Here is a 22,497-nt window from a genome sequence, read left to right on the forward strand (position 1 = left end):
AACAATGCAACGATACATAACAAGTGGAGTCAATGAACAAATCTCAATAGACATACAACTGTTTTGCTGGTACTGCTATGAGGTAGTTAAAGCGACAGGTAAATACGACTACCTACAAGTGTTTGAATTGAAAACGGTTGGAGAAGATACACAACAAATTGAACATAGACAAGAAGTACCAGAATACAATCAAGTTTATCAACTAAAGTCAATTAATCCAATCGAGCAGAAGATCTTCATCATTGATGAAGGAGAATATGCCACGATGTTGTTAGCAGAAGAATATTAATCAAAAAAGACATAGCCTATCTTATTTAATTTAGAATTTCATTAATGAATTTAAATCATTTATTCATTAATAAAATTCCATTAAAACAATAGGTCTATGTCTTTTTTTTCCCTCTTTCCCTATATGAATAAAAACGGAGGGAGATAAAAAGGGAGTGTAGAAACTAAGTGAAATCAATAAAAAATAAATAAATTCCCTGTTTCCCTTTAGAAATAAAAAATAAATAAAAGATCTAATCAAATCTAATGAATAAAAATAAGATTGACGTTTAAAAAAATGAGGGAAATAGGGAAAGTAGCTCTCAAAGTAAGTAAGACCAAGAAAAAAAGTCTCCCTAATCCAAAGGGAGACTCAAAAGATGTAAAGGGAAGAGGGAATTCTATTCCGGGAGGATATGAAATAGCTTAACACGTTTATGCGATTTAGTTGGATCACATTCACTAATTGTAGTCAGTAGCTCATAGAATAGATTCAAAGAATTATTCTTATTGATTAAGAAACAAAGTGTTTGATTAGATTCGGTAACATCGAAGAAATAACGTTCTAATGGATAGTTTTGAGTCTCCTCCATATATAAATTATTCACCTGATTTAAGTATTCTTGAAGTAACTCTTTGAATTGTAATATTCTTTCAGATTCAACATCTGGTTTTAGTCGTAAATATATATGAACTAAAGATAAAGGTATAAAGTTTTTTTTTTTTTACTTTTCGGTAACAAACTGGTTCAAAAATATCGAAATCTTTTATTAGCTTAGATAGCTGTAAAGAGGTTTGTTGAGGAGCTTTCATTCCTTTTAATACATAGTGATGGCCATTATATTCAATACCAGCTAATTCTAGATCACGTCGGATAGATGCATCTGATAAATGATTTAGACCAAATTCATCAAAGACAGATTTGATATCTGCAAATACGATACCATCATCTTCACCAATTGAATCTAGTATCAGATTGATAAGTGTCTGACGAACTTTCTTCATAGTATCTTTTTGTCTTCTTGGACGTTTAGTTTGGTGTTCATTAATCATAAAATAACCTCATTTCTCACAAAGAATAAATTACCATAATATCCATTTTATAGGTTTTAAGTGGATAAAAAAACAGGTATAAATTTGAACCGTAGCCTGCCGGCCCGCTAACTTAAGTTATGTCAATAAAATACAATAAAATAGATATTAAAGTCAATAAAATTAGTTAATTTAATGAATTTTGATGTTTTGACATCAATAAATTGCCGTGCTAAACTTCTAATTGTTCCGGAACGAGATTAGTTTAGAGGTGATTTAAATGTGTGTGAATTATCTGAATGAAGTTTTAAATGAAGAGATGATTAATGAATTAATAAATGCTGGTCCTTGTTACTATAATGAAACTCCAAGCCGTTATACAGGGGTTGTCAATCAAATTGATTTTTATATCGATTATTCAAAAATGATACCAATAAGTATTATTCGAATTGAATGCGAAGACTTCCTTAATGAAAAGACAAGTCATCCACTTGTACTTTATTTAGACCAATCTAATCAATACACTAAGAAGTTATTAAAAAATCTTGAGATGACATTTAATGATCCACTTGTTCCACAATTTGAACGTTTAGTAGGTTGTGAATTAAGTTTTGAAGTAACGTGGCTTGATGAAAATCAAAGTTTTATTATGGATGCCTGGTTAATTAGACACAATTCTAGTTTAAATGATAAAGTAGTCACTCATTTAGGAAAGTTAGATGAACCTGCTATATTAGACAAAGCAGATTGCGATTTACTAGATCCTAATTCTAAGGTTAATCAATTAGAAGCAATTAGATTAGAGGATTACGTTGATGATTGGGATGAGTTAGATGAATCTTATTATGCTAAAGTAGTGAATCAATTGTTTTAGGAGTGAGACATAATGAAAAATGTAATAAAAAGGCCACAAATGGAGAAAGAAAAGAAGAAAACGTACTTGCCATATCCAAATATTTATCTGACTAGCAGGGGTGTTTTCAGAAAAGAAGAGCTTAAAGATGAAGAACCTAAACATCATTGGATATCAAATTATATCAATTTAAAGGAACATTCATTAAATCTTGAAACAAATCAGCATGAAGTCACAATTGAGTACCTACCCCAAGGTTGTAACACTCTTAAGGAGATAAGTGTTTCAGGGGATGAAATTGCAACTTTGAATAAAATTGAACGTTTGTCTTTATATGGTGTTGATATTAATAGCTATAACAAGGGTGACATATTAAAGCATTTACGAAATTGTAAAGCATCAATACCATGTATTAACAATCATTCCGATTTAGGATTTGTTTTAGTTGATAATGAGATGGTGTTTAAGCACCATCAACTCATCAGTTTAGGTAAAAAGCAGACTTCTAACTATAATGGTGAATTAAAAATTGAGCCTAAAGGTTCTCATCAAGAGTGGTATAGATTAATTAAGGAAGAAGTTCAAGGGTATACGCCTCTTGAACTTGCAGTAATCATGGGATTAGCCTCTGCAACCATTGGCTTTATCTCAAAAGAATTATCTGTTGAAAACTTAATTGTTAATCTAGTAAATGATAGTTCTACTGGAAAGACGACGGCTTGCCAATTAGCTGCCTCAGTCTTTGGTTCACCCATCTTGAAAGATAATGGTTTGGTCATGAGTTGGAATTCTACATTTAATGCCTTACAAAACAAAGTAGCAGGAAATACAGGGGTTGTCGTTGTCTTTGATGAAGCAAGTATGGCTAGAAATGATGATTTTACTAAGGCTATTTATTCTTTAGCAGAAGGAAAAGAAACTGCCCGTATGCAGAAGGATGGAGTAGTCAAGCAATCAAAGGTGTGGAATACGCTTATTATTTCTACCGGGGAAAAATCTTTATTTGAGGCTTCAAACAATAATTCCGGTTTAAAAGTAAGATTGATTGAGTTGAGTCATATTGTCTGGACCAAATCAGCAGAGAATTCTGAAAAAATAAAGCAAATTATATCTAATCATTATGGTTTTGCGGGCTACATGTATGCTGAAGAGCTTTTGAGACGTGGTAAAAATCATATTGTAGAAGGAATATTACATTGGAGAAGTGAAATTCGATATAAAACGATTTAAATTAAAATTTTTTTTGATTATTAAGTTATCTTTTAGGATTGAAAAATATTGATTGTTTTTTTTGTCTAATGCAAGAGATTTAATATTTTGTTATAAGTATATATTATAGATTTTATAATAATAATTTATTTTACTTATGGTTGCGATGGGATTAAACTATAAGTGTGAAATTCATTAGGAGGTTTTGACATAATGAATAAAAAGAGACTGATTGAAAAATATAATCCATAACAGTAAAAATAAGAGCGACTTAGGCTTAATCAATTTATATGTTTATTTCATGGTGATTAAACATTTTAAATAATCTAATTTTTTAGCTAATAATGACATGAGTTTTTGAGATATAAGTTACTTGAGTCAATAGATACTAAAGATACAAAGTAGATTATAGGGTTAAGTCGTGAAAAAATAGACATCATAAGAATAGACCGTTACTTTGAAACTTAGAGCGGTTGAAATAAAGATTTTTAATAACTAGTTAGTTAGTATAATTTATTTCAATGTTAGTTTTATTATCTATCAACATTTCTAAAAAAATTATCAAAAATAAAAGGAGATCAAATTACTTTGTAAGGTGATCGAAAGGAGACTTAACATATGTGTACAGCATTATCATTAACAGCAAAAGATGGTTCACATTTATTCGGTAGAAATATGGATATTGAATATTCATTTAATCAGTCAATTTTATTAACACCACGTCGCTTTGACTATAAAAATCGTGCAACAGGTGAAATGAATCAAACAAAGTATGCAGTCATTGGAATGGGAACCATTATTGATGAACATCCATGTTACGCAGAGCTTTTTAATGAAAAAGGATTAGCAGCAGCGGGATTAAACTTCCCTAACTACGCACACTGGGATGAAAAAGCGATCGAAGGAAAAACAAATATTCCTCCTTATGATTTAGTTTTATGGGTGACTGCAAACTTTGAAACTGTTCAAGAGGTAAAAGAAGCTTTAAAAGATGTTGTTTTAGTTGATGTTCCTGTCAATGAGCAAACTCCAATTGCTCCTTTACACTGGATGATTTGTGATAAAACAGGTGAAAGTATCGTTGTAGAAAAAACAGTTAATGGTTTAAGTGTTATGGATAATAAAGTAGGAGTTTTAACGAATGCGCCAACTTTTGATTGGCATTTAACAAACTTAACTCAATACATGGGATTAACGTCGACACAACCAAAAGATACAACACTCGGAGAACAAGAATTACATCCATTAGGACAAGGGCTTGGTGCTTTCTCATTACCAGGAGATTATTCATCACCATCACGCTTTGTTAAAGCTGCTTTCTTACGTAATAATATCGATTATGCAAATGTTAATTACTCTGGAATCAGTGAATTCTTCCACATCTTAAATGGAGTGGCAATGGTTCGAGGAGCAGTCGTTACTCCTCAACATTTAAATGACATTACGTTATATACATCTTGTATGGATCAAGAACGTGGAATTTATTATTATAATACTTATACAAATCATACGATTTCAGCTATTAATATGCATAATGAAGATTTAGACGCAAAAGAAATTAAATCATTTAAATTTAATGATGAATTTGCTGTGACTTTACAAAATTAATAAAAACTTGTTTATCAAAAATATGCTCCTTAAGTTTAAGGAGCATCTCTAATTAGTCATGTAGAAAGGTCGATTTTTATGGAACAAACAATCAGTAACTCATCAATAGATAGAAAAAAATATTTTATTATTTTTGTCTGTATGTTTATTCAAGCGATTCCTTTTGGAATTGCTCAAAATATTCAACCACTTTTTATTCCATATGTGGTTGAAAAATTTAATTTTTCATTAGCTTCTTTTAGTTTAATTTTTACATTTGGTGCAGTGGCAGCTGCCATTTTCTCACCATTTTTAGGGAAACTATTTGGAAAAGTTAATATTAAATTATTATTTATTATCGGGACAGCTTTATCAAGCTTAGCCTTTGTTGGTTTTGGTTTTGCAAAAACTCTACCTGAGTTTTATTTATATTCTGGAATTCAACAAGTAGGATGTGTCCTATTTTCAGGGTTAGGAGTTCCTTATGTTATTAATAACTGGTTTCCAAATAAAGGACGCGGGAAAGCATTAGGAATTGCCTTCTCTGGTGGATCAATCGGTAATATCTTTTTACAACAATTAACCTCACAATCATTAGCGACTAAAGGTCCTTCAGCGTCATATATCATGTTCGGACTTCTTTCTTTAATTGTTAGCTTACCTGTTATTTTATTCTTTATCCGCTTACCTAAAGAAGTAGAAGAATCTAAAAATGAAACAGAAGCAGTTAATCCTTTAGTTGAAGATGAAGGATTAAGTGCAGCAGAAGTAAGAAAAAGTAAATATTTTTGGATTTTTGTTGTGGGATATGCCATTATGGCGATTGCTATTTCAGCATTAAGTACACAATATGCGACTTACTTTACAGGAGAACTACATTTTAGCCCAACATTAGTTGGAACACTTGGTTCTGTCTTTGCGGCTTGTTGTTTAATCGGAAATATTGGTGGTGGAGTTTTATTTGATAGATTTGCAACTTTCAAAACAATGTTTATTGCCATGCTTTTACAAATTATTGCTATTCTCGCGATGTTATTAGCAGAATATATCCCAATGGCAGCTTTCTTATTTTCAATCGGTTATGGATTAAATGTTTACTCATATATGTCTGCCCCTGCTTTTATGGCAAGTGATGTCTTTGGTAAAAAAGAAGCTAGCGTTAAGCTTGGAATTATTAGTTTAGCATTTGCGGTTGGATTTGCTGCAGGATCAAGTTTATTTGGAATGATTGTAGATCGATCAGGTTTTACTGCTGCATGGATTACTTTACTCGGATGTACAATTGTTGGATATTCTTTACTATTAACTGGAATTAAAGGATATAAAAATAAATCTTTATCATAGTATAATAAAACTGAATTATTCATGATCATTCAAAAAAGCTGTGGTTTAGACTAAGATTTAGTCTAAACCACAGCTTTTTATCGTTTTTATCTTAAATTTGAGTCAATCGATGCTTCAACTCCCTAAAAAAGGGTAGACTCTCCCTCGGTGATGTGTTACTCTAAAAGACATCTTATTTTCAAAGAACGAATCGAGTCACTTACACTAACTGAATCAACTGAATCCTTTTTAAACAGTGATGGAAAATTTCTTTGTAGGGATAGTGACTACAGAGTTTGAACATGATTCTTCGTGAGTGTTTCACTTGCTTAGCAGCGATTTTAATGAGTTTTGTCCGTAAGGTTTCAATCTGCATCTTAGAAAACTCATGAGCTAATGTTAATCGTCTGAATCCATTGAAGAGATTGTAGGCTAACACGACCAGTTGAATTCGGTTAACATTTGTCATCAAGTGCTTATGATTGACTTTATCCATTCTGAATCTATTTTTACAGTCTTTGATATCGTTTTTCATCGTCCCACGTTTAGCGTATAGACTGATAACCATCTCTAGTCTTGTTTCCATGTTCATCACTAAAAATAAATAGTTAGGAATAAGTTCACCTGCTTTTCGTCTCACTTGAACGATGACACGTCTGGGTTGATTCCAACTCTTTGCTTGATAGGTAAACTCCCCATAGAATTGTTGAGAATATTGAAGCGAATAATCTTCTAAAAACTCATCCGTTACTGTTTTAGCTAAACGATAGAGAGTGGAATTTGCCTTTAAACGAATCACATAGTTTGTGTTTAACGTTTCGCATAACTAATAAAGTTCCTTATGAGCAAATCCAACCTCCGTGAACGAGTCGATAGCTCGATGTAAACTCCTTTTGATACCATGATAATAAGGGACCGATAAAAGAAACGATATTCCTTGAAGTATATACATTCCCCGCACGAAGCTCAACTTTTAAACCGTCTCCAGTTATTCCATAAAAAAACCATGAGAGGGTGAAAGCCTTGTGCTTGATAGTGGGTGTTAAAGGCATTCCCATATTGATGACCATATGTCTGAAAATGAGTGGAATCCATATCAAAAATAAAATGATTAGGAGCTTCGACTTGATAAAATTGCGACAGTAGTTTTTGATGGATGAGTTCAAATTGCTTGCTTGTTTCCTTCGTTAATCGATGAGTAAAACGAGATAAAGTCGGTTGAGAAGCTAACGAGGGCTTATCAAGCAAAGTTGTTAATAAAGGTTCAACTCGTCATTCATCCACATCATCAGCACAGTGATAACCAGCAATGGTTTGTTAAATTTGTTGGAGACAAAGGTCGTGATTCGTATGAGTTCGAATCGCTTGATCAGTTTCTAAATGAAAATGTTGTTGCAATAGTTCTGGAAACTTCACGTGATGCATAAATTCTTGAATTAATAAAAGTCCTGCATCAGATGTTAAATCTCCACCCTCGAAATTAAATTTAATCTTTTTATGGAAATGAAGTCGCTCTTGATGTATCATAAAAATGTAATCTCTCCTTAGTTTTGGTTTGGCGATTAAAACGATATCAAATGAGAGGTTATTTTCATAGCAAAATGCTTCACTTAAAAGGTGAAATAAAAAATAGAGAAAAAGCGTTGATTCCACTAAGGACTCAACGCTTTTTACATTTTTATGGTGAATAATTCAGGTTAAATTAAATTTTACTTGAATTTGTGTATAAGATAGTATTGTTAGGCAGATATTTAGAGGTGTACAGTGATTTTCAATAACTTCTCATTAATGTTGAATTTATTATAGTATTAGTCATTAATACAAACTAGTAAAAACGATAGGCAGGAATTATTAAAATGAAAATACTTTTAGATAAGATTGGAAGATTACCAGTGGGGATAATTGCAACAGCTATTGGGTTAGTTACACTTTCTAATATTTATTTTGGATTGGGATATACTTGGGTTAAGTATCTTTCAATTGTGATGGCAACACTAGTATGGTTAGCAGCACTTTTAAAGTTAATTTTACATTTTGAGAAAGTAAAGTTAGAATATAAACAAGTGATTCCTGCTAGTTTATATGCCACATTTGCGATGTTAACGATGATTTTAGGAAGTTTTATTGCTGATTACTTCTATGGTATTGGAAAAACAATTTGGTTAATAGCGATTGGTATACATCTTATTCATACTGTTATTTTTACTTATACACATGTTATTAAAAGATTTGATAAAGAATCATTTATTCCAACTTGGTTTGTTACCTATGATGGATTACTCGTTTCAACAGTTGTGGGATCACATATGCACGAACCATTAATTTCAAAAATTATTGTTATCTATGGATTAATTATGTTTATTTTGATTATGCCATTTATGATTTTCCGTATTTTCAAGCGTCCGCTAGCTGAACAAGTGTATCATACGGCAGCTATTTTAATGGCACCTGGATGTTTAATATTAGTCAGTTTGTTAAATGTATACCAGGAGCCAAATCCTTGGATTTTATATGTACTATACATTATTATTTTTAGTGCTTTTATTTATATTATCTATCATATTCCTCAATTCTTTCGCTTCTCTTTTCATCCAGGATTTGCAGGACTAACTTTTCCAATGGCGATTGGGACAGTAGCTACTCAACGTTTTAGTACTTATTTAATAGAACATCAACATCTCATAATAGGAGAGTTTTTACACCAATTAACGGGAATTCAACTTTATTTAACTACAGCAACAGTTGCTTTCGTTGTTTATAACTTTATTCGTATGATTGTTCAATCTTATCGAAAGTGTATATAACAAAATATAAAATATAATGTTGAATTTAAATCGATGATTGTTGAACTTTATAAAACTGGACGGAAAGTCTTAGAACTTAGTCGTGAATATGGTGTATCAGAAGTAACGATTTATAAATGGGCCCCTGCCCTGCGTTAGCAGGTATCCACCATTAGTAGGGAATAGATTAAACAGATTTCTCCTATTACCTCAATAGATGATACTGATATCACACTTGAGGAAATTAAGCGCATGAAACAAGAGATGTTACGTTTACAAGAGGAAAATGAAATCTTATTAGAAAACTTGACTTTGTAAAAAGTCATAGTTGCACTTATCCTTTAGGAAAAAAGGCTATGACCACTTTCCCTAGCAGTTGGGGATAGATTGCCGTTAGCAATCGCCAGGTGACCCATTCACGAGAAAGTAACTCAATCTGAATTATGTCAGTTTATTGATCAACATCATCAAGAACATGATATTAAGCAACTTTGTGAGGTCTTAAGTGTCCCAAGAAGCACTTATTATCAATCGAAGCATCAAACTGAATCTAAGTGGAAACGTGAAAATCACCAACTGCTTGAACGAATTAAGAAGATTTATTTTGAAAGTAGCCGTCGATATGGTGCTATTAAGGTACACCGTCAATTGATTAAAGAAGGATTCTCTGTTAGCTTGAAACGTGTTCAGCGACTAATGAAATCAGGCGGTTTAGCTTCGATTATTCAAAAGAAATATACCCCGTATAAACAATCTAAGGAACTTGTTTTAGAACGTGATAAAATTCTAGAACAGGATTTTTCGACGACTTCAATTAATCAAAAATGGGTATCCGATATGACTTATATTTACGTTCAAAAAGAAGGTTGGTGCTACTTAACTTCAGTGATGGATTTACATTCAAAGAAAATGATTGGTTATCATTTTTCTAAGCAAATGACAACAGACATTATTGTTCAAGCTTTAAAGAATGCTTATGTTTCTCAAAGACCCAAAGACAAGGTTATACTTCATACTGATTTAGGGACACAGTATACCAGCGAAGATTTTAAAAACTTAACCTCAGAACTTAATGTCGTTCAATCTTTTAGCCGTAAGGGATGCCCTTACGATAATGCTTGTATTGAATCATTCCATGCCACCTTAAAGAAAGAAGAAGTGTATCAAACCACATACGTGACGTTTGAACAGGCTAGAATGGCCTTATTTCAATATATTGAAGGCTGGTATAATCGCAAAAGAATTCATGGTTCCATTAATTATTTAACACCAGAAGAATGTGAGCAACTTGCACGACAAATTGCTTAAAAACTTAACTTTTTTGTGTCCAAAATATTGACCTAGATCCATAACTTAATTCTTTTAGTGTTTAAAACTTCATAGGAAGTTTTAAAAGATATATGATATATGTTAGGAAATTGAGGTATGGTATAATTAACAAAAAATATTAAAAAAGAAATTAAGATTATGAAATTTAGGGGGAGGGGGATTGATAAAATTAAATATTTCTTTTGTAACTATTCAGCCTAGTAGAAAAGAGTATCACAAAAAGGAGTGCTCATTTAGTGAAGTACTCCTTGTGAATGTTATGAAAATTGAATCGTATTTCCCATTAAAATGGTTTCAATACTTTCGATAATATTTAATCCTTGCTTTTGACAAGTAGAGATGAAACCTCTGATTCGGGCGAAACAATGAGCACCTTTTTCTGTTCGGAAACATCCGGATATTTTTTGTTTAGTTTTAGTCATTCGGACATCACGCTCAGCTAAATTATTATCAAACGGAACTTCAACTTGATACAGAAATTCTAATACTTCTTCTTGTCGTTTCGATAAACGATTGAGTAATCGAACGGAATCCGTATTCTTTTCATGCAGTTTTAAAGGATTCTCACGGTAACCCTCTTCGATGATTTGTTGGTATCGTTTCTCAAACTCCTGTATTTTAGATAAGGGTAAAGGATATTCCGTCTCTTCTGAATAAGTTTTAGCTTCAAGTAATAATTTCGTCATGTTTTTTGCCCACTGTTGGTTCTCAAAATCGATGATTCCTTTAAACTCTCTTAAATGATGAACGTTACATAAAGCATGCGTACAATCATCATATTTAAAATACGGGGTCCAATGGTCATGGATGACGGTTCCTTTGAAAGAGGGAAGAATGCCATTGGCTTCAATTGCTTGAGAGCCACGCTTTTCATGAACAAAGTAATGCGTGAATTTTTGATTTGAAGTCACGTGAAGCCAGTGTCTCTTTCCATTGACATAACAGCCTGTTTCATCTAAATGAAGATGATTTGATGCCAAAAGATTTTCTTTGATTGAAGCTTCAGTCGTTTCTAATAACTCATCACATCGTTTCGTCATATTCACCAGTGTTCCTTGGCTGATGGTCGCTTTGAAAATATCTTGAGTCAATTGTTTCAGACGGTTGAAAGGAATCAATTGATAGTGACTGAAATAAGTTAATACACTTGTTAAATGTGGCCCATATTGTGTCGGTTGTGTGACATGTTTCGGAAATAGTCCTTCATTTTTAAAGTGACAGTTAGGACATACTTTAATTTGAGATTGATGCTCAGTGACTTGAAGCCTTAATCTCGGTAAATCAAAAACTTGACGTCGAATCGTTTTTTGAGGTTCAACGTTTTCTAAACAACACCCACACCCTCGGCAAATTTTCGGATGATGTGTGACGACATGATCCGGATCTTTTATCATTTTTAAGGTTGAACCTTGATGTCCGACTTGACCACCCGGTTTTTTATTTGAAGGTTGACGCAAACTTTTTGTCTTTTTAAAACCATCGGTTGAGGGAGGCAAACTACTGTTTTGACTTGTTTTATTTGATTGTTTTTCAAGTTTTTTAAGGCGAGCATCTAAATCTGAAATGATTTTATTTTGTTTCTCAATCGTTTGAGATAAATCAGAGATTTGAGTGGAAAGTCCTTGAACTAAAGTAATGACGGATTGAATTCCTTCATGATAAACTTTGATGATTTCAGATTCTGACATAAGATGACACCTTCTTCTAAAGTTGGAATAGTAAGGATATTATAACGTAAATCTTATAAATAGGTAAGTTATTCACGAGAGCTACATATCATTAACAAAACCACCAATAAACGGAATTCGTTTACTTGGTGGCTGAATAGTTACCTTCCTTTTTGTTTTTTACGTCGATACGTGATCTCTTCGACGGTTTGGTCTTCAGTTGTCTCTGAGTCTTCAAAAAATGATCCTGATCAAATAATGAAATTTGACCTTCAGCTACTCTAGTCTTCTCACTTGAAGATCCAAATAGCTTTTTATTTAGATACTGAATTTGTTCAGTTAATTGGCGAACTTGTTCTAGAAGTGCCTTATTTTGTTCCATTAAGTGTTGTTCAAGTTCTGTCATCCAAGTCGCCTACTTTCAAAATGTCTATGTCTTAACCCTAGTATACCTAATCTCACAACAGATGAAAATAGAAATAAGGGATTTTGTCGAAAATCCCTTATTTCTATTAATATAGGTCACCAGTTTTAGCTGGTTTGATGGCTTTAGGTTGTTGAATAGAGAGACCTTCTAATAACCAGCGTAATTCCTGGGACGTTAATTTCTTAACCTCATCTTGATCTTTTGGCCATTGTAGATGACCGTTCTCAATTCGTTTATAAAATAACATAAATCCGTCATGATCCCAGTATAAAGCTTTGTAGCGATCTTTTTTTCTTCCACAAAACAAGAAGATGGCATCACTAAATAAATCTAAGTTGTATTGATCTGAGATGACACTAGCTAATCCATCAATTCCACAACGCATATCGGTGTGACCACAGACAATAAAGATGTTTTGAACTTCCGTAAAATTAATGTGCATATTTAGACATCTCCGCTAAAACGGCATGTAAAATATACTTATTCACACCATTGTAAAACGTGACTTCAGCATCCTTAATTTTAAAGTGACAGACAGGTTTATCCTTACTGGTCGCAGATCCTGAGTGAGACTTTAAATCAGAGTCACTCAATGCGACTGGAACGATTATCGGATTTTCTTTCATAAAAAATTGACCTCCTAATCTTTGATAGCTACAGTATAGCCTAAAGTTGGAGGTCAAAATAGACGTATTTATATTACGTGCTTACAATTGATAAGTGCTGCAAAGTAAAAAATATTGAAGTTTTAATGAAAAAATCATTTATTATATAGATCATAACGCCCTAGCGGCACTCGTATAAACGAAACTAAACGGCTTCTTGAATGTTAGATTCTAATTTTACCCTAATAGATTAAAAAGGAGACAAGATGAGTCTTTCATTTGTATGCCTTTATTCCTCATTTTAAAGATTTACATCAGGGAGGTTTTTTCAAAGCTGCCTTCGCACAGGGGGTTTGCATTGATTTTCATAGTAGAAACAGATAAGTATTCTACATCTAAGATAGTCTATAAAAAGCAATGATGACTTGACGTACCAAGACATTCTATCGTTCAGAACTCACATTTTATTCTCGAAGAAAATGGATCTACCGCTAGTAGGGTTTAAAAAAATTGTTTGAAGAAAATTTATTTGGACTTATATATTTTCCTTCCCCAACGAAAGAGTGATGAACTCATACACTGTCTTAAGGTCATTGTTTCATCTTGGGTAATCCTCTGGTACTTATTGTATGTTTTGCCATAGTAAAAAAATCATCACGTAAATAGTTGTGATGATTTTTTTATTTTATGTTTTACGTTTAAGGAAAATTGGATTTCATTGCTAACATGGATTTTATGACTTTATGTGGTAATTCAAAATCTCCTTCTTCATATTTAAATCAATAATTAACCATTTTTTAACAGTTTGTTAACAAAAAATGGTGATGATAGTGATAAAGTAGAGCTATAAACGATTAAGGAGGATATTGAGATGAGTTTAAAGAAAAAGTATGAGTTGAATCAATCGCAAAAATTGATGGTTTTTGTTTTATCAATGTCATTGTATGGACTATCGATGTTATTTACGGAGTTAATTCCTAAGTTTCAAATTGGGTTTGTTGAACTTTCGGTGGAGTATTTTGCATTTATTCCTTTAACCCTTTGTATATTATTTGATCCTTTTTCAGCCGCTATTGGAGCGGCAACAGGAGAAATCATTTTTAGTGAAATTATGTTAGGGCAATTTGGTGGGTTTGGAGAAGTTGAAAAGTTTATCTTATTCTCACTTGGGATGTATGTGGCAGGATTAATGGTGAAAGATCCAAAAAATCGTCGTCAAATTGCAGTGGCTTCAATTATAGGGGTTGCGATTCATCAATTATTAGCATGTGGCGTTGATATTTTAAAAGTTCAATTTGCCATTGAAGAGTTTGAAGCGGTCGCTGGATTACCTGAGAGTGTTTACTTTACGGAAGGGTTTGCTTGTTTAAATGATATCTTATTCTCAGGGATTTTATTCTGTATGATTCCAACGATGTATTTAGTGCCACGTCTTTATGGAAAAATCGAGCCATTATTAGGGATTCAACCACGTAGCAAAGAATATACCGTTTCATTAACAGAATTGTTTAATGCCAAAATGATGTTAACGATTGTTGGATGTTTCGTGGCTGCTGTTGGTTTTGAGTTCATGGCTGACTTAGGAATTAATTTTATTGATTGGGAAGCAGAATGGGCAGAAAGTACACCGGCATTAATTATGGCGATGGCGTTAGCACTTATTGTCGCATTAGGTGTCTTTTTTAAAGTCATGAAAAAACAAGAAAAGGTGAGTGTATGATAAAAATTGAGAATTTGTGTTTTACTTACCCTGGTGCCGATCAACCTCAATTAAATGAGGTTGATCTTGAGATTAAACAAGGGGACTTCGTTGCGATTGTTGGGAATAATGGGTGTGGGAAATCAACACTTTGTAAGACGTTGAATGGATTGATTCCGCACTATTTTTCTGGGGATTTTTCGGGTCATGTCTGGATTAATGAAAAAAATACGCAAGATTATAGTATTGGAGAATTAGCTCAAGAAATTGGCTACGTTTATCAAGATTTTGAAAATCAAATTGTTCGTCCAACAGTCTTAGATGAAGCTTCGTTTGCTTGTTTGAATTATGCCATGAAAGATTACATTGATCGCGGTCGTGAAGCGCTTCAATTAACAGGACTTTATCATAAGGAAGAAGCCTATATTTGGCAATTAAGTGGAGGACAAAAACATTTATTAGCGTTAGCGGGAGCGATCGCACTTTCGCCTGGGATTGTTATTTTAGATGAACCGATTGCTCAATTAGATCCTCAACATGCCACGATGATTTATGAGTTATTAAAAAGATTAAATGAAGAACAGAAGATGACGATCATCGTCATTGAGCATCACACGGAATTTATTGCTGATTATTGTCACGAAGTGATGATGATGAAGGATGGGCGTATTGCTTGGAAATTACCAACAAAAGAGGCTTTAAATCGAATTGAAGAATTGCAAGGCATTCATGTCTTTCCGCCACAAGTTACATTAGCCTCTAAACAGGCGCATGAGTGTCAAAAAATTGAAGTTAATGGCCTTTATCCCATCAAAATAGAAGAGGCTGCACACTTATTTCAATCGAAACGTCTACAAAGAAGTTCAATCAAAAAATATGTTCGTCCAAGTGATGAATGTGTCATCGAGTTTTCAGATGTTCGCCACGAATATCGAGCGGTTAAAGGTGACAATAAGGTTGCGTTAAATCAGTTTAATTTGAATGTTTATAAAGGTGATAAAATTGCATTGATTGGAAACAATGGGGCAGGTAAATCAACGATTTTAAAATTAATGACTGGATTAATGAAACCAAAAGAAGGTTCTGTTACTGTTTGTGATCACGATACAAGAGCCTTTAGTGCGGAACAGTTATCTTCGTATGTTTCATTAGTTTATCAAAATCCAGAGCAGATGTTTATTAAAGATAATATTTTTGATGATATTGCTTTTTCTATGAAACTAAGAGCTTATGAAGATTATGAACAACGAACTCAAGAACTTTTAAAAATGTTTCGATTAGAAAACTTGCGTGACCGTGATGGGCGCTTGTTAAGTGGAGGCCAGATGCGTCGTGCCTCTTTAGCCATTGGGGTTGCTTTAGGACCAGAGGTCATTTTACTTGATGAGCCGACTGCTAATTTAGATATCGCCACACGACAAGAGATTATGAAAATTTTAAATGCCACAAAAGATGTCATGCAAACCGCGATTATTGCGACACATGATATGCAACTGGTGGCTGAGTGGGCTGATCGAATTATTGTGTTAAATAATGGCTATATTATTGCAGATGGTAGCCGAGATGAGATTTTTGGTAATCAACGAATTTGTAGACAAGCCGGAATTAGACCACCTGATATTTATTCATTAGCTAAGTTAGTCGATGATCGAATGAATTGTTATCATATTGAACAATTTGTAGAGGCTTTGGAGGGGTAAAATGAAAGCAACTGAGAATATATTAGACAAGTTTTCGATTGATTATATTCGTAATCAAGTCTTAAAAAATGCGTATGGAAATGATGATACATTTATTGCGAGTTTAGATCCTCGAACTTTATTATTATGGTATTTATTTTTTGGGGTCGTGCCTTGGTTTGTTGATGATGTCAAGGTTTTACTAGCGTTATTTGCCTTTGTTATCATCACAACGAAGCTGGCCAAAACAGTTCCATTATTAATGTTTGTCTTTTGTTTAGGGATTTTATCTCAAACGGGTTATTTGTTTATTATTTCTATTTTCTTTGGGGGAAATTTGGAAACTATTTTAGCTTTATTAGTTTTAAGTTTAAAAGTCGCCGTCGTCTCTTTAGCCTCAATTACTGTCTTTTCAGGAATGGATCCTGATAAATTAGCGAATGGGCTATTAGCCTTTGGGTGCCCCGATCAATTTTCATTTAGTATTTCTTTTGGATACCGAATTTTACCGTTAATTATGGAAGAATTTCAAAATATTATGTTATCATTTCGTTTACGTGGGACAACACCAGATTCAAAAGGGATTATTGGAAAGTTTCGTTTTTTAGCTTATCAAATTAAGGTTGCCATTTTATCCTTTTATCCTTTAATGCTAAATATGGCTAAGCGTTCAAGAACAACCGTTGAGGCACTTGAGATGAAAGGTTATAAATATGCAATGAGTAACAAGGCGGTACGTCAAATGAAGTTATCACACCTGCAATTTACAAGTCGTGATTATTACTTTGCATCAGCGTCGATTTTATATGTCGCCGTTGTATTTGCGATGACATTATAGGAGGATAAAAACATGAAAATTGATTTTCATACACATGGGAAATTAGCAAAGGGATTACCTTTTTCAACTTCATATACCATCAATTTATTTAAAGAGGCACGTGAGTTTGGATTAGATGCGATTTGTTTAACTGAACATTTTAATAGTCGAGGATATCGTGATTTACTACAGTTTATTGTCAATCATTATCCATGTCTTGGAGATTGCTATGACGTCGAAGGATTGAAAGTTTTTATTGGCATGGAAGTTGATATCGAAGAATCAGGTCATGTATTAGTGATTGGAAATGTTAATGATATTTTAGCTATTCATGAACAGTTAGAAGATTATATGAGTGGCCCTAAGCAGTTAGATTATGAAAGTTATATGCGAGGAGATTCATTTATTAAAGCCAGTGACTTAATGACACTTTGTAAAAAATATCCTGTCTTAGTAGGAGCTGCTCATGCAGTTCGAGAAGGAAGTAATATCAAGACATTAAGTGATGACGTGTTATCACAGTTTGATTTCTTTGATCTAAATGGAAAAGACTGCAGCAAAGATTTAGAAATGGAAGAAAAAATCAAGAAATTAGCAGCTCGTTTCAATAAGCCGGTCGTTGCTGGAAGTGATACGCACCAATGCTTGCAATATGGATGTATTTATAACGTATTTGAGCGAGAATGTACGACAATTACAGAGATTCATGAAGAATTAAACGCCGGACGTTATGAGATTGAAATGCTTGACTATATTGCGTTTAAAGTGAAGTCGGCAAATTTATTAAAGAAATCATTAAAAATGATGTACGCGAAATGTGGAGAATATGTCTTAGAAGACATCGGATAGTTGCTCAATTAAATACCTTTCATCTATGCTAGATAAGTTTTTAACATTGCAAAAGGCTTTATCATAACTAGACTTTAAAAATACCCTACCGAGAGTGGCTCGCTAGGGTATTTTTTATGAGTTCTTCCACTTTATGGTTATAAATGGAATATGTTTTGGTATAATGAAAAGATGTTTAAAGGAGGGACGATGAGTCATGAATAAACCATTAATTCTAATGACCATGCTCTGTTCATTGTTCGCCTTATTTTCTTATCGTGAAGAATACAAACAAGATGTAACGAAGAAAACAAGATTTCAATTGATTTTAGCATGTACCGTCGCCTTAATTCTCATTAATAGCTTTCTTTTGATCAGTCACGGATAAAAAGGAGAGAATGAAATGAAAAATATCGTGATTTTTTTACTTTTAAGCATTGGCCTTATCTTATTGCAAATTTATTTATCTAAAAAAATCTCTCGATTTTATGGACTTATTTTACCAAGCCTTACATTTATCCTATCTATCTTTACGGTATTAAACCTGATGTTGGTTGAGGGTGAAACTCTATTTCAATTCATCATTCAAGTGATTTATACACTGTTATTATGCAATTTACCAACATTTCTTTTTCTAGTGATTTATTATCACTTTCATCAAAAAAATAAACGTTAACATGAAATTATGGTATTAAATGACTGAATCGTCGTATGTTAATGAAGTAGGATACATTAATTTTAAATAATGAAAGAAGGTTAACGATGGCAATTCAATTGATTTGTATTGATATGGATGGAACATTACTCATGAATCAGCACGACATTGCTTTAGTGGATCAAGAAGCGATTGAGTATGCACTTAATCAAGGCGTGCATGTGGCAATTACGACGGGACGTGTCTATAATTGTGCTCGATTATATGCTAAAAGAATTGGCTTACAAACGCCAATCATCGCATCAAATGGAGCCTTTATTGGTGGGGTAGAGGACGAGGTGATTTATCACAATCCACTGGATCTTCAAGATGTTCATGATTTCATGACACTCACCCAAGAAGCAGGCGTTCTCTCGTATTTAACGGCTAATTTTGGCATTATCTCAACAGTGGAATTACCTGAAACAAATATTTATAAAGTTTTAAATCAAACGTTACCTGAAAGCGAAAAGATTAGTTTAAAGGTCATCTCATCATTAGAGGAACTGAGTCAGTATGAGCAGGACATTTTAAAAGGAGTTTGTATTGGTGAGGATCACTCACTTCTTGTTGAGTTAAAAGAAAAGCTAAAGAAAACTCATCCTCATTTAGAAGTCGTCTCTTCATGGAATGATAATTTTGAAATCATGAAAAAAGGAAGTTCTAAAGGAGAAGCCGTGCAACACTTAGCCAATTATTTAAATATTTCTTATGATGATGTGATGTGTATTGGTGATAGTGAAAATGACTTATCGATGCTAAAAGTTGCTGGAGTGAGTGTCGCTATGGGAAATGCGACGCCTGAAGTCAAAGAACAGGCTGATTACATCACAGCTGATAATCAACACGGTGGAGTGGCACAAGCCATTTATCATTTTATCCAATAGAACTAAAAAAGATTAATCATAATGGAGATATCTCCATTCGATTAATCTTTTTTATGAGTTGAATTTATTCAGTGTAGGCGGTGTTTAAATCGGTTCTTCATTCTCTTTAGGCACAACTAAACGATCTCTAATAAATTTATTAATTGCGTCACAAATTTTTTCTTTTTCCTCAAAAAACGCCGCATGACCACTTTGATGTAATTTGAGTAGCTTAGAATCTTTAATGTGTTCGTTTAAGTAAGTCGCAAAATAATACGGACAAATGACGTCATGAACGCCATGCATAATGAGTGTTGGCACTTGAATTTGATCCAAATCATCAAACAGTCGTTCTTCATCGAGTGCCAATAATGATTTAGCAGTTGCCCATCCAGAGGCTTCTAAACACATTGTATCGAACCAGTTGTCAGTCGAAGGATCGGCATAGCGATAAAACATCAGATTTCGGATGATGACAATGGCGCTCGGGCGATCGTTGTAAATCATCTCAATCCAATCACCTACTTGATCTCGCGAAAAACCGTAAAGCCAATCATCTGTTTGGACAAACGATGGCGCTGCACTTGATAATAAGCAAAGTTTTGAGACTCCATACCCTTGATATTTAGCCATGTAGCGAATGGCAATGGCAGCCCCCATCGAATGACCGACGAGTGTAATATCTTTTAAGTTCAACGCTTCAATGACCGCTTTAATATCAGAAGCCATTGTGTCATAATCATATCCATCAAATGGACGATCAGAGCGGCCGTATCCACGTAAATCAACCGTTATACAACGATAACCAAATTCCATGAGATATTCCACTTCATATTCCCACATCTGATGATCTAAAGGCCATCCATGAATAAACAAGATCACCTTCTCAACGTATTTGTTTCTTTACATTTTATGAAAAGACATGATTCGATATGAATCTTTTTTTAACATCCTTTATCAATTATGGATAAAAATAAAAGGACTTGCGTTTTGTTGCTTATTGTGACAAATGAATAAAGATCATTAAGGTATAATGTAAATAAAAGTAACACTTCATTTAACGTTTTGATAGGATCGCTTTTGAGCGTCTTGAATGAAAGAAGAAGTTGTGATACTGTTTATGATTAAGAAGCGAGCGAGGAGGTGATGACATGATAAATTGGATCGGATGGTTAACCTTATCATTGATCTTAACATTAATTTTAGAAATGATTAAATGTAACTATTCAGCCACCAAGTAAACGAATTCCGTTTATTGGTGGTTTTGTTAATGATATGTAGCTCTCGTGAATAACTTACCTATTTATAAGATTTACGTTATAATATCCTTACTATTCCAACTTTAGAAGAAGGTGTCATCTTATGTCAGAATCTGAAATCATCAAAGTTTATCATGAAGGAATTCAATCCGTCATTACTTTAGTTCAAGGACTTTCCACTCAAATCTCTGATTTATCTCAAACGATTGAGAAACAAAATAAAATCATTTCAGATTTAGATGCTCGCCTTAAAAAACTTGAAAAACAATCAAATAAAACAAGTCAAAACAGTAGTTTGCCTCCCTCAACCGATGGTTTTAAAAAGACAAAAAGTTTGCGTCAACCTTCAAATAAAAAACCGGGTGGTCAAGTCGGACATCAAGGTTCAACCTTAAAAATGATAAAAGATCCGGATCATGTCGTCACACATCATCCGAAAATTTGCCGAGGGTGTGGGTGTTGTTTAGAAAACGTTGAACCTCAAAAAACGATTCGACGTCAAGTTTTTGATTTACCGAGATTAAGGCTTCAAGTCACTGAGCATCAATCTCAAATTAAAGTATGTCCTAACTGTCACTTTAAAAATGAAGGACTATTTCCGAAACATGTCACACAACCGACACAATATGGGCCACATTTAACAAGTGTATTAACTTATTTCAGTCACTATCAATTGATTCCTTTCAACCGTCTGAAACAATTGACTCAAGATATTTTCAAAGCGACCATCAGCCAAGGAACACTGGTGAATATGACGAAACGATGTGATGAGTTATTAGAAACGACTGAAGCTTCAATCAAAGAAAATCTTTTGGCATCAAATCATCTTCATTTAGATGAAACAGGCTGTTATGTCAATGGAAAGAGACACTGGCTTCACGTGACTTCAAATCAAAAATTCACGCATTACTTTGTTCATGAAAAGCGTGGCTCTCAAGCAATTGAAGCCAATGGCATTCTTCCCTCTTTCAAAGGAACCGTCATCCATGACCATTGGACCCCGTATTTTAAATATGATGATTGTACGCATGCTTTATGTAACGTTCATCATTTAAGAGAGTTTAAAGGAATCATCGATTTTGAGAACCAACAGTGGGCAAAAAACATGACGAAATTATTACTTGAAGCTAAAACTTATTCAGAAGAGACGGAATATCCTTTACCCTTATCTAAAATACAGGAGTTTGAGAAACGATACCAACAAATCATCGAAGAGGGTTACCGTGAGAATCCTTTAAAACTGCATGAAAAGAATACGGATTCCGTTCGATTACTCAATCGTTTATCGAAACGACAAGAAGAAGTATTAGAATTTCTGTATCAAGTTGAAGTTCCGTTTGATAATAATTTAGCTGAGCGTGATGTCCGAATGACTAAAACTAAACAAAAAATATCCGGATGTTTCCGAACAGAAAAAGGTGCTCATTGTTTCGCCCGAATCAGAGGTTTCATCTCTACTTGTCAAAAGCAAGGATTAAATATTATCGAAAGTATTGAAACCATTTTAATGGGAAATACGATTCAATTTTCATAACATTCACAAGGAGTACTTCACTAAATGAGCACTCCTTTT

Annotated in this window: 18 protein-coding genes and 3 pseudogenes; 13 read left to right on the plus strand and 8 right to left on the minus strand. The window is 33.5% G+C overall.

What is annotated here, in order from left to right; translation table 11 throughout:
* Window positions 1-4 precede the first annotated feature (4 nt).
* Complete coding sequence (locus tag J0J69_RS11435) at window positions 5-289, plus strand: DUF960 family protein (protein WP_006783875.1); 285 nt, start codon at window positions 5-7, stop codon at window positions 287-289.
* A 638-nt stretch (window positions 290-927) separates the two neighbouring features.
* Here J0J69_RS11435 and J0J69_RS11440 read toward each other — a convergent pair.
* Window positions 928-1,320 carry a hypothetical protein gene (locus tag J0J69_RS11440; protein ID WP_212724482.1) on the minus strand — a complete coding sequence of 131 codons (393 nt, stop codon included), beginning with the start codon at window positions 1,318-1,320 and terminating at the stop codon, window positions 928-930.
* Window positions 1,321-1,579: 259 nt separating this feature from the next.
* Between J0J69_RS11440 and J0J69_RS11445 the strand changes: the two genes are divergently transcribed.
* From J0J69_RS11445 to J0J69_RS11460, 4 genes are all read left to right on the plus strand, one after another.
* A complete protein-coding gene (locus tag J0J69_RS11445; protein WP_212724481.1) occupies window positions 1,580-2,173 on the plus strand; it encodes a hypothetical protein in 594 nt (197 codons plus the stop codon).
* 12 nt (window positions 2,174-2,185) lie between these two features.
* Window positions 2,186-3,382: a DUF927 domain-containing protein gene (locus J0J69_RS11450; protein ID WP_212724480.1), complete on the plus strand. Its 1,197-nt coding sequence runs from the start codon at window positions 2,186-2,188 to the stop codon at window positions 3,380-3,382.
* Window positions 3,383-3,979: 597 nt separating this feature from the next.
* Window positions 3,980-4,969 (plus strand): choloylglycine hydrolase, encoded by a 990-nt coding sequence (gene bsh, locus J0J69_RS11455; RefSeq protein WP_212724479.1) that lies wholly within the window; start codon window positions 3,980-3,982, stop codon window positions 4,967-4,969.
* Between the two features lie 78 nt (window positions 4,970-5,047).
* Window positions 5,048-6,292, plus strand: coding sequence for a conjugated bile salt MFS transporter (locus tag J0J69_RS11460; RefSeq protein WP_212726060.1), 1,245 nt, complete (start codon window positions 5,048-5,050; stop codon window positions 6,290-6,292).
* A gap of 199 nt (window positions 6,293-6,491) precedes the next feature.
* On the opposite strand, the pseudogene J0J69_RS11465 reads toward J0J69_RS11460, so the two are convergent.
* Window positions 6,492-7,082 (minus strand): annotated as a pseudogene (locus J0J69_RS11465) (transposase); the annotation flags it as partial.
* Window positions 7,083-7,237: 155 nt separating this feature from the next.
* A pseudogene (locus J0J69_RS11470) lies at window positions 7,238-7,798 on the minus strand (transposase).
* Window positions 7,799-8,127: 329 nt separating this feature from the next.
* On the opposite strand from J0J69_RS11470, the gene J0J69_RS11475 reads away from it, so the two are divergent.
* Together J0J69_RS11475 and J0J69_RS11485 are read left to right on the plus strand one after the other, a co-directional pair.
* Window positions 8,128-9,075: a TDT family transporter gene (locus J0J69_RS11475; protein WP_132942865.1), complete on the plus strand. Its 948-nt coding sequence runs from the start codon at window positions 8,128-8,130 to the stop codon at window positions 9,073-9,075.
* Window positions 9,076-9,081: 6 nt separating this feature from the next.
* A pseudogene (locus J0J69_RS11485) lies at window positions 9,082-10,362 on the plus strand (IS3 family transposase).
* A gap of 278 nt (window positions 10,363-10,640) precedes the next feature.
* Here the strand turns inward: J0J69_RS11485 and tnpC (J0J69_RS11490) are convergent.
* The 4 genes from tnpC (J0J69_RS11490) to J0J69_RS11505 form a co-directional block, all read right to left on the minus strand.
* Window positions 10,641-12,071, minus strand: a complete 1,431-nt coding sequence (gene tnpC / locus J0J69_RS11490) for an IS66 family transposase (protein ID WP_256637860.1) — start codon at window positions 12,069-12,071, stop codon at window positions 10,641-10,643.
* 121 nt (window positions 12,072-12,192) lie between these two features.
* Window positions 12,193-12,456: an IS66 family transposase gene (locus J0J69_RS11495; protein WP_212725252.1), complete on the minus strand. Its 264-nt coding sequence runs from the start codon at window positions 12,454-12,456 to the stop codon at window positions 12,193-12,195.
* A gap of 106 nt (window positions 12,457-12,562) precedes the next feature.
* Window positions 12,563-12,919, minus strand: a complete 357-nt coding sequence (gene tnpB / locus J0J69_RS11500) for an IS66 family insertion sequence element accessory protein TnpB (RefSeq protein ID WP_212725253.1) — start codon at window positions 12,917-12,919, stop codon at window positions 12,563-12,565.
* A complete protein-coding gene (locus tag J0J69_RS11505; RefSeq protein ID WP_212725254.1) occupies window positions 12,909-13,103 on the minus strand; it encodes a hypothetical protein in 195 nt (64 codons plus the stop codon). Before J0J69_RS11505 ends, tnpB begins: the two co-directional genes overlap by 11 nt.
* A gap of 850 nt (window positions 13,104-13,953) precedes the next feature.
* Between J0J69_RS11505 and J0J69_RS11510 the strand changes: the two genes are divergently transcribed.
* The 5 genes from J0J69_RS11510 (at window position 13,954) to J0J69_RS11530 (ending at window position 19,686) form a co-directional block, all read left to right on the plus strand.
* The gene (locus J0J69_RS11510; RefSeq protein WP_212725255.1) at window positions 13,954-14,802 is read left to right on the plus strand and encodes a DUF8171 family membrane protein; all 849 of its coding nucleotides are present in this window, start codon (window positions 13,954-13,956) and stop codon (window positions 14,800-14,802) included.
* On the plus strand, window positions 14,799-16,481 hold the full coding sequence (locus J0J69_RS11515) for an ABC transporter ATP-binding protein (protein WP_212725256.1): 1,683 nt from the start codon (window positions 14,799-14,801) through the stop codon (window positions 16,479-16,481). The genes J0J69_RS11510 and J0J69_RS11515 overlap by 4 nt, the downstream gene beginning before the upstream one ends.
* Before the next feature lies 1 nt (window position 16,482).
* Window positions 16,483-17,298: an energy-coupling factor transporter transmembrane component T family protein gene (locus tag J0J69_RS11520; protein WP_212725257.1), complete on the plus strand. Its 816-nt coding sequence runs from the start codon at window positions 16,483-16,485 to the stop codon at window positions 17,296-17,298.
* A gap of 12 nt (window positions 17,299-17,310) precedes the next feature.
* Window positions 17,311-18,126 (plus strand): PHP-associated domain-containing protein, encoded by an 816-nt coding sequence (locus tag J0J69_RS11525; RefSeq protein WP_212725258.1) that lies wholly within the window; start codon window positions 17,311-17,313, stop codon window positions 18,124-18,126.
* Window positions 18,127-18,867: 741 nt separating this feature from the next.
* A complete protein-coding gene (locus J0J69_RS11530) occupies window positions 18,868-19,686 on the plus strand; it encodes a Cof-type HAD-IIB family hydrolase (RefSeq protein WP_212725259.1) in 819 nt (272 codons plus the stop codon).
* Between the two features lie 84 nt (window positions 19,687-19,770).
* Here the strand turns inward: J0J69_RS11530 and J0J69_RS11535 are convergent, their stop codons facing one another.
* Window positions 19,771-20,541, minus strand: a complete 771-nt coding sequence (locus J0J69_RS11535) for an alpha/beta fold hydrolase (protein WP_237252825.1) — start codon at window positions 20,539-20,541, stop codon at window positions 19,771-19,773.
* A 486-nt stretch (window positions 20,542-21,027) separates the two neighbouring features.
* On the opposite strand from J0J69_RS11535, the gene tnpC (J0J69_RS11540) reads away from it, so the two are divergent.
* On the plus strand, window positions 21,028-22,458 hold the full coding sequence (gene tnpC, locus J0J69_RS11540) for an IS66 family transposase (RefSeq protein WP_256637860.1): 1,431 nt from the start codon (window positions 21,028-21,030) through the stop codon (window positions 22,456-22,458).
* The last annotated feature ends 39 nt before the right edge of the window (window positions 22,459-22,497 follow it).

The organism is Turicibacter bilis (genome assembly GCF_024499055.1).
GTDB classification, from domain to species: domain Bacteria; phylum Bacillota_I; class Bacilli_A; order MOL361; family Turicibacteraceae; genus Turicibacter; species Turicibacter bilis.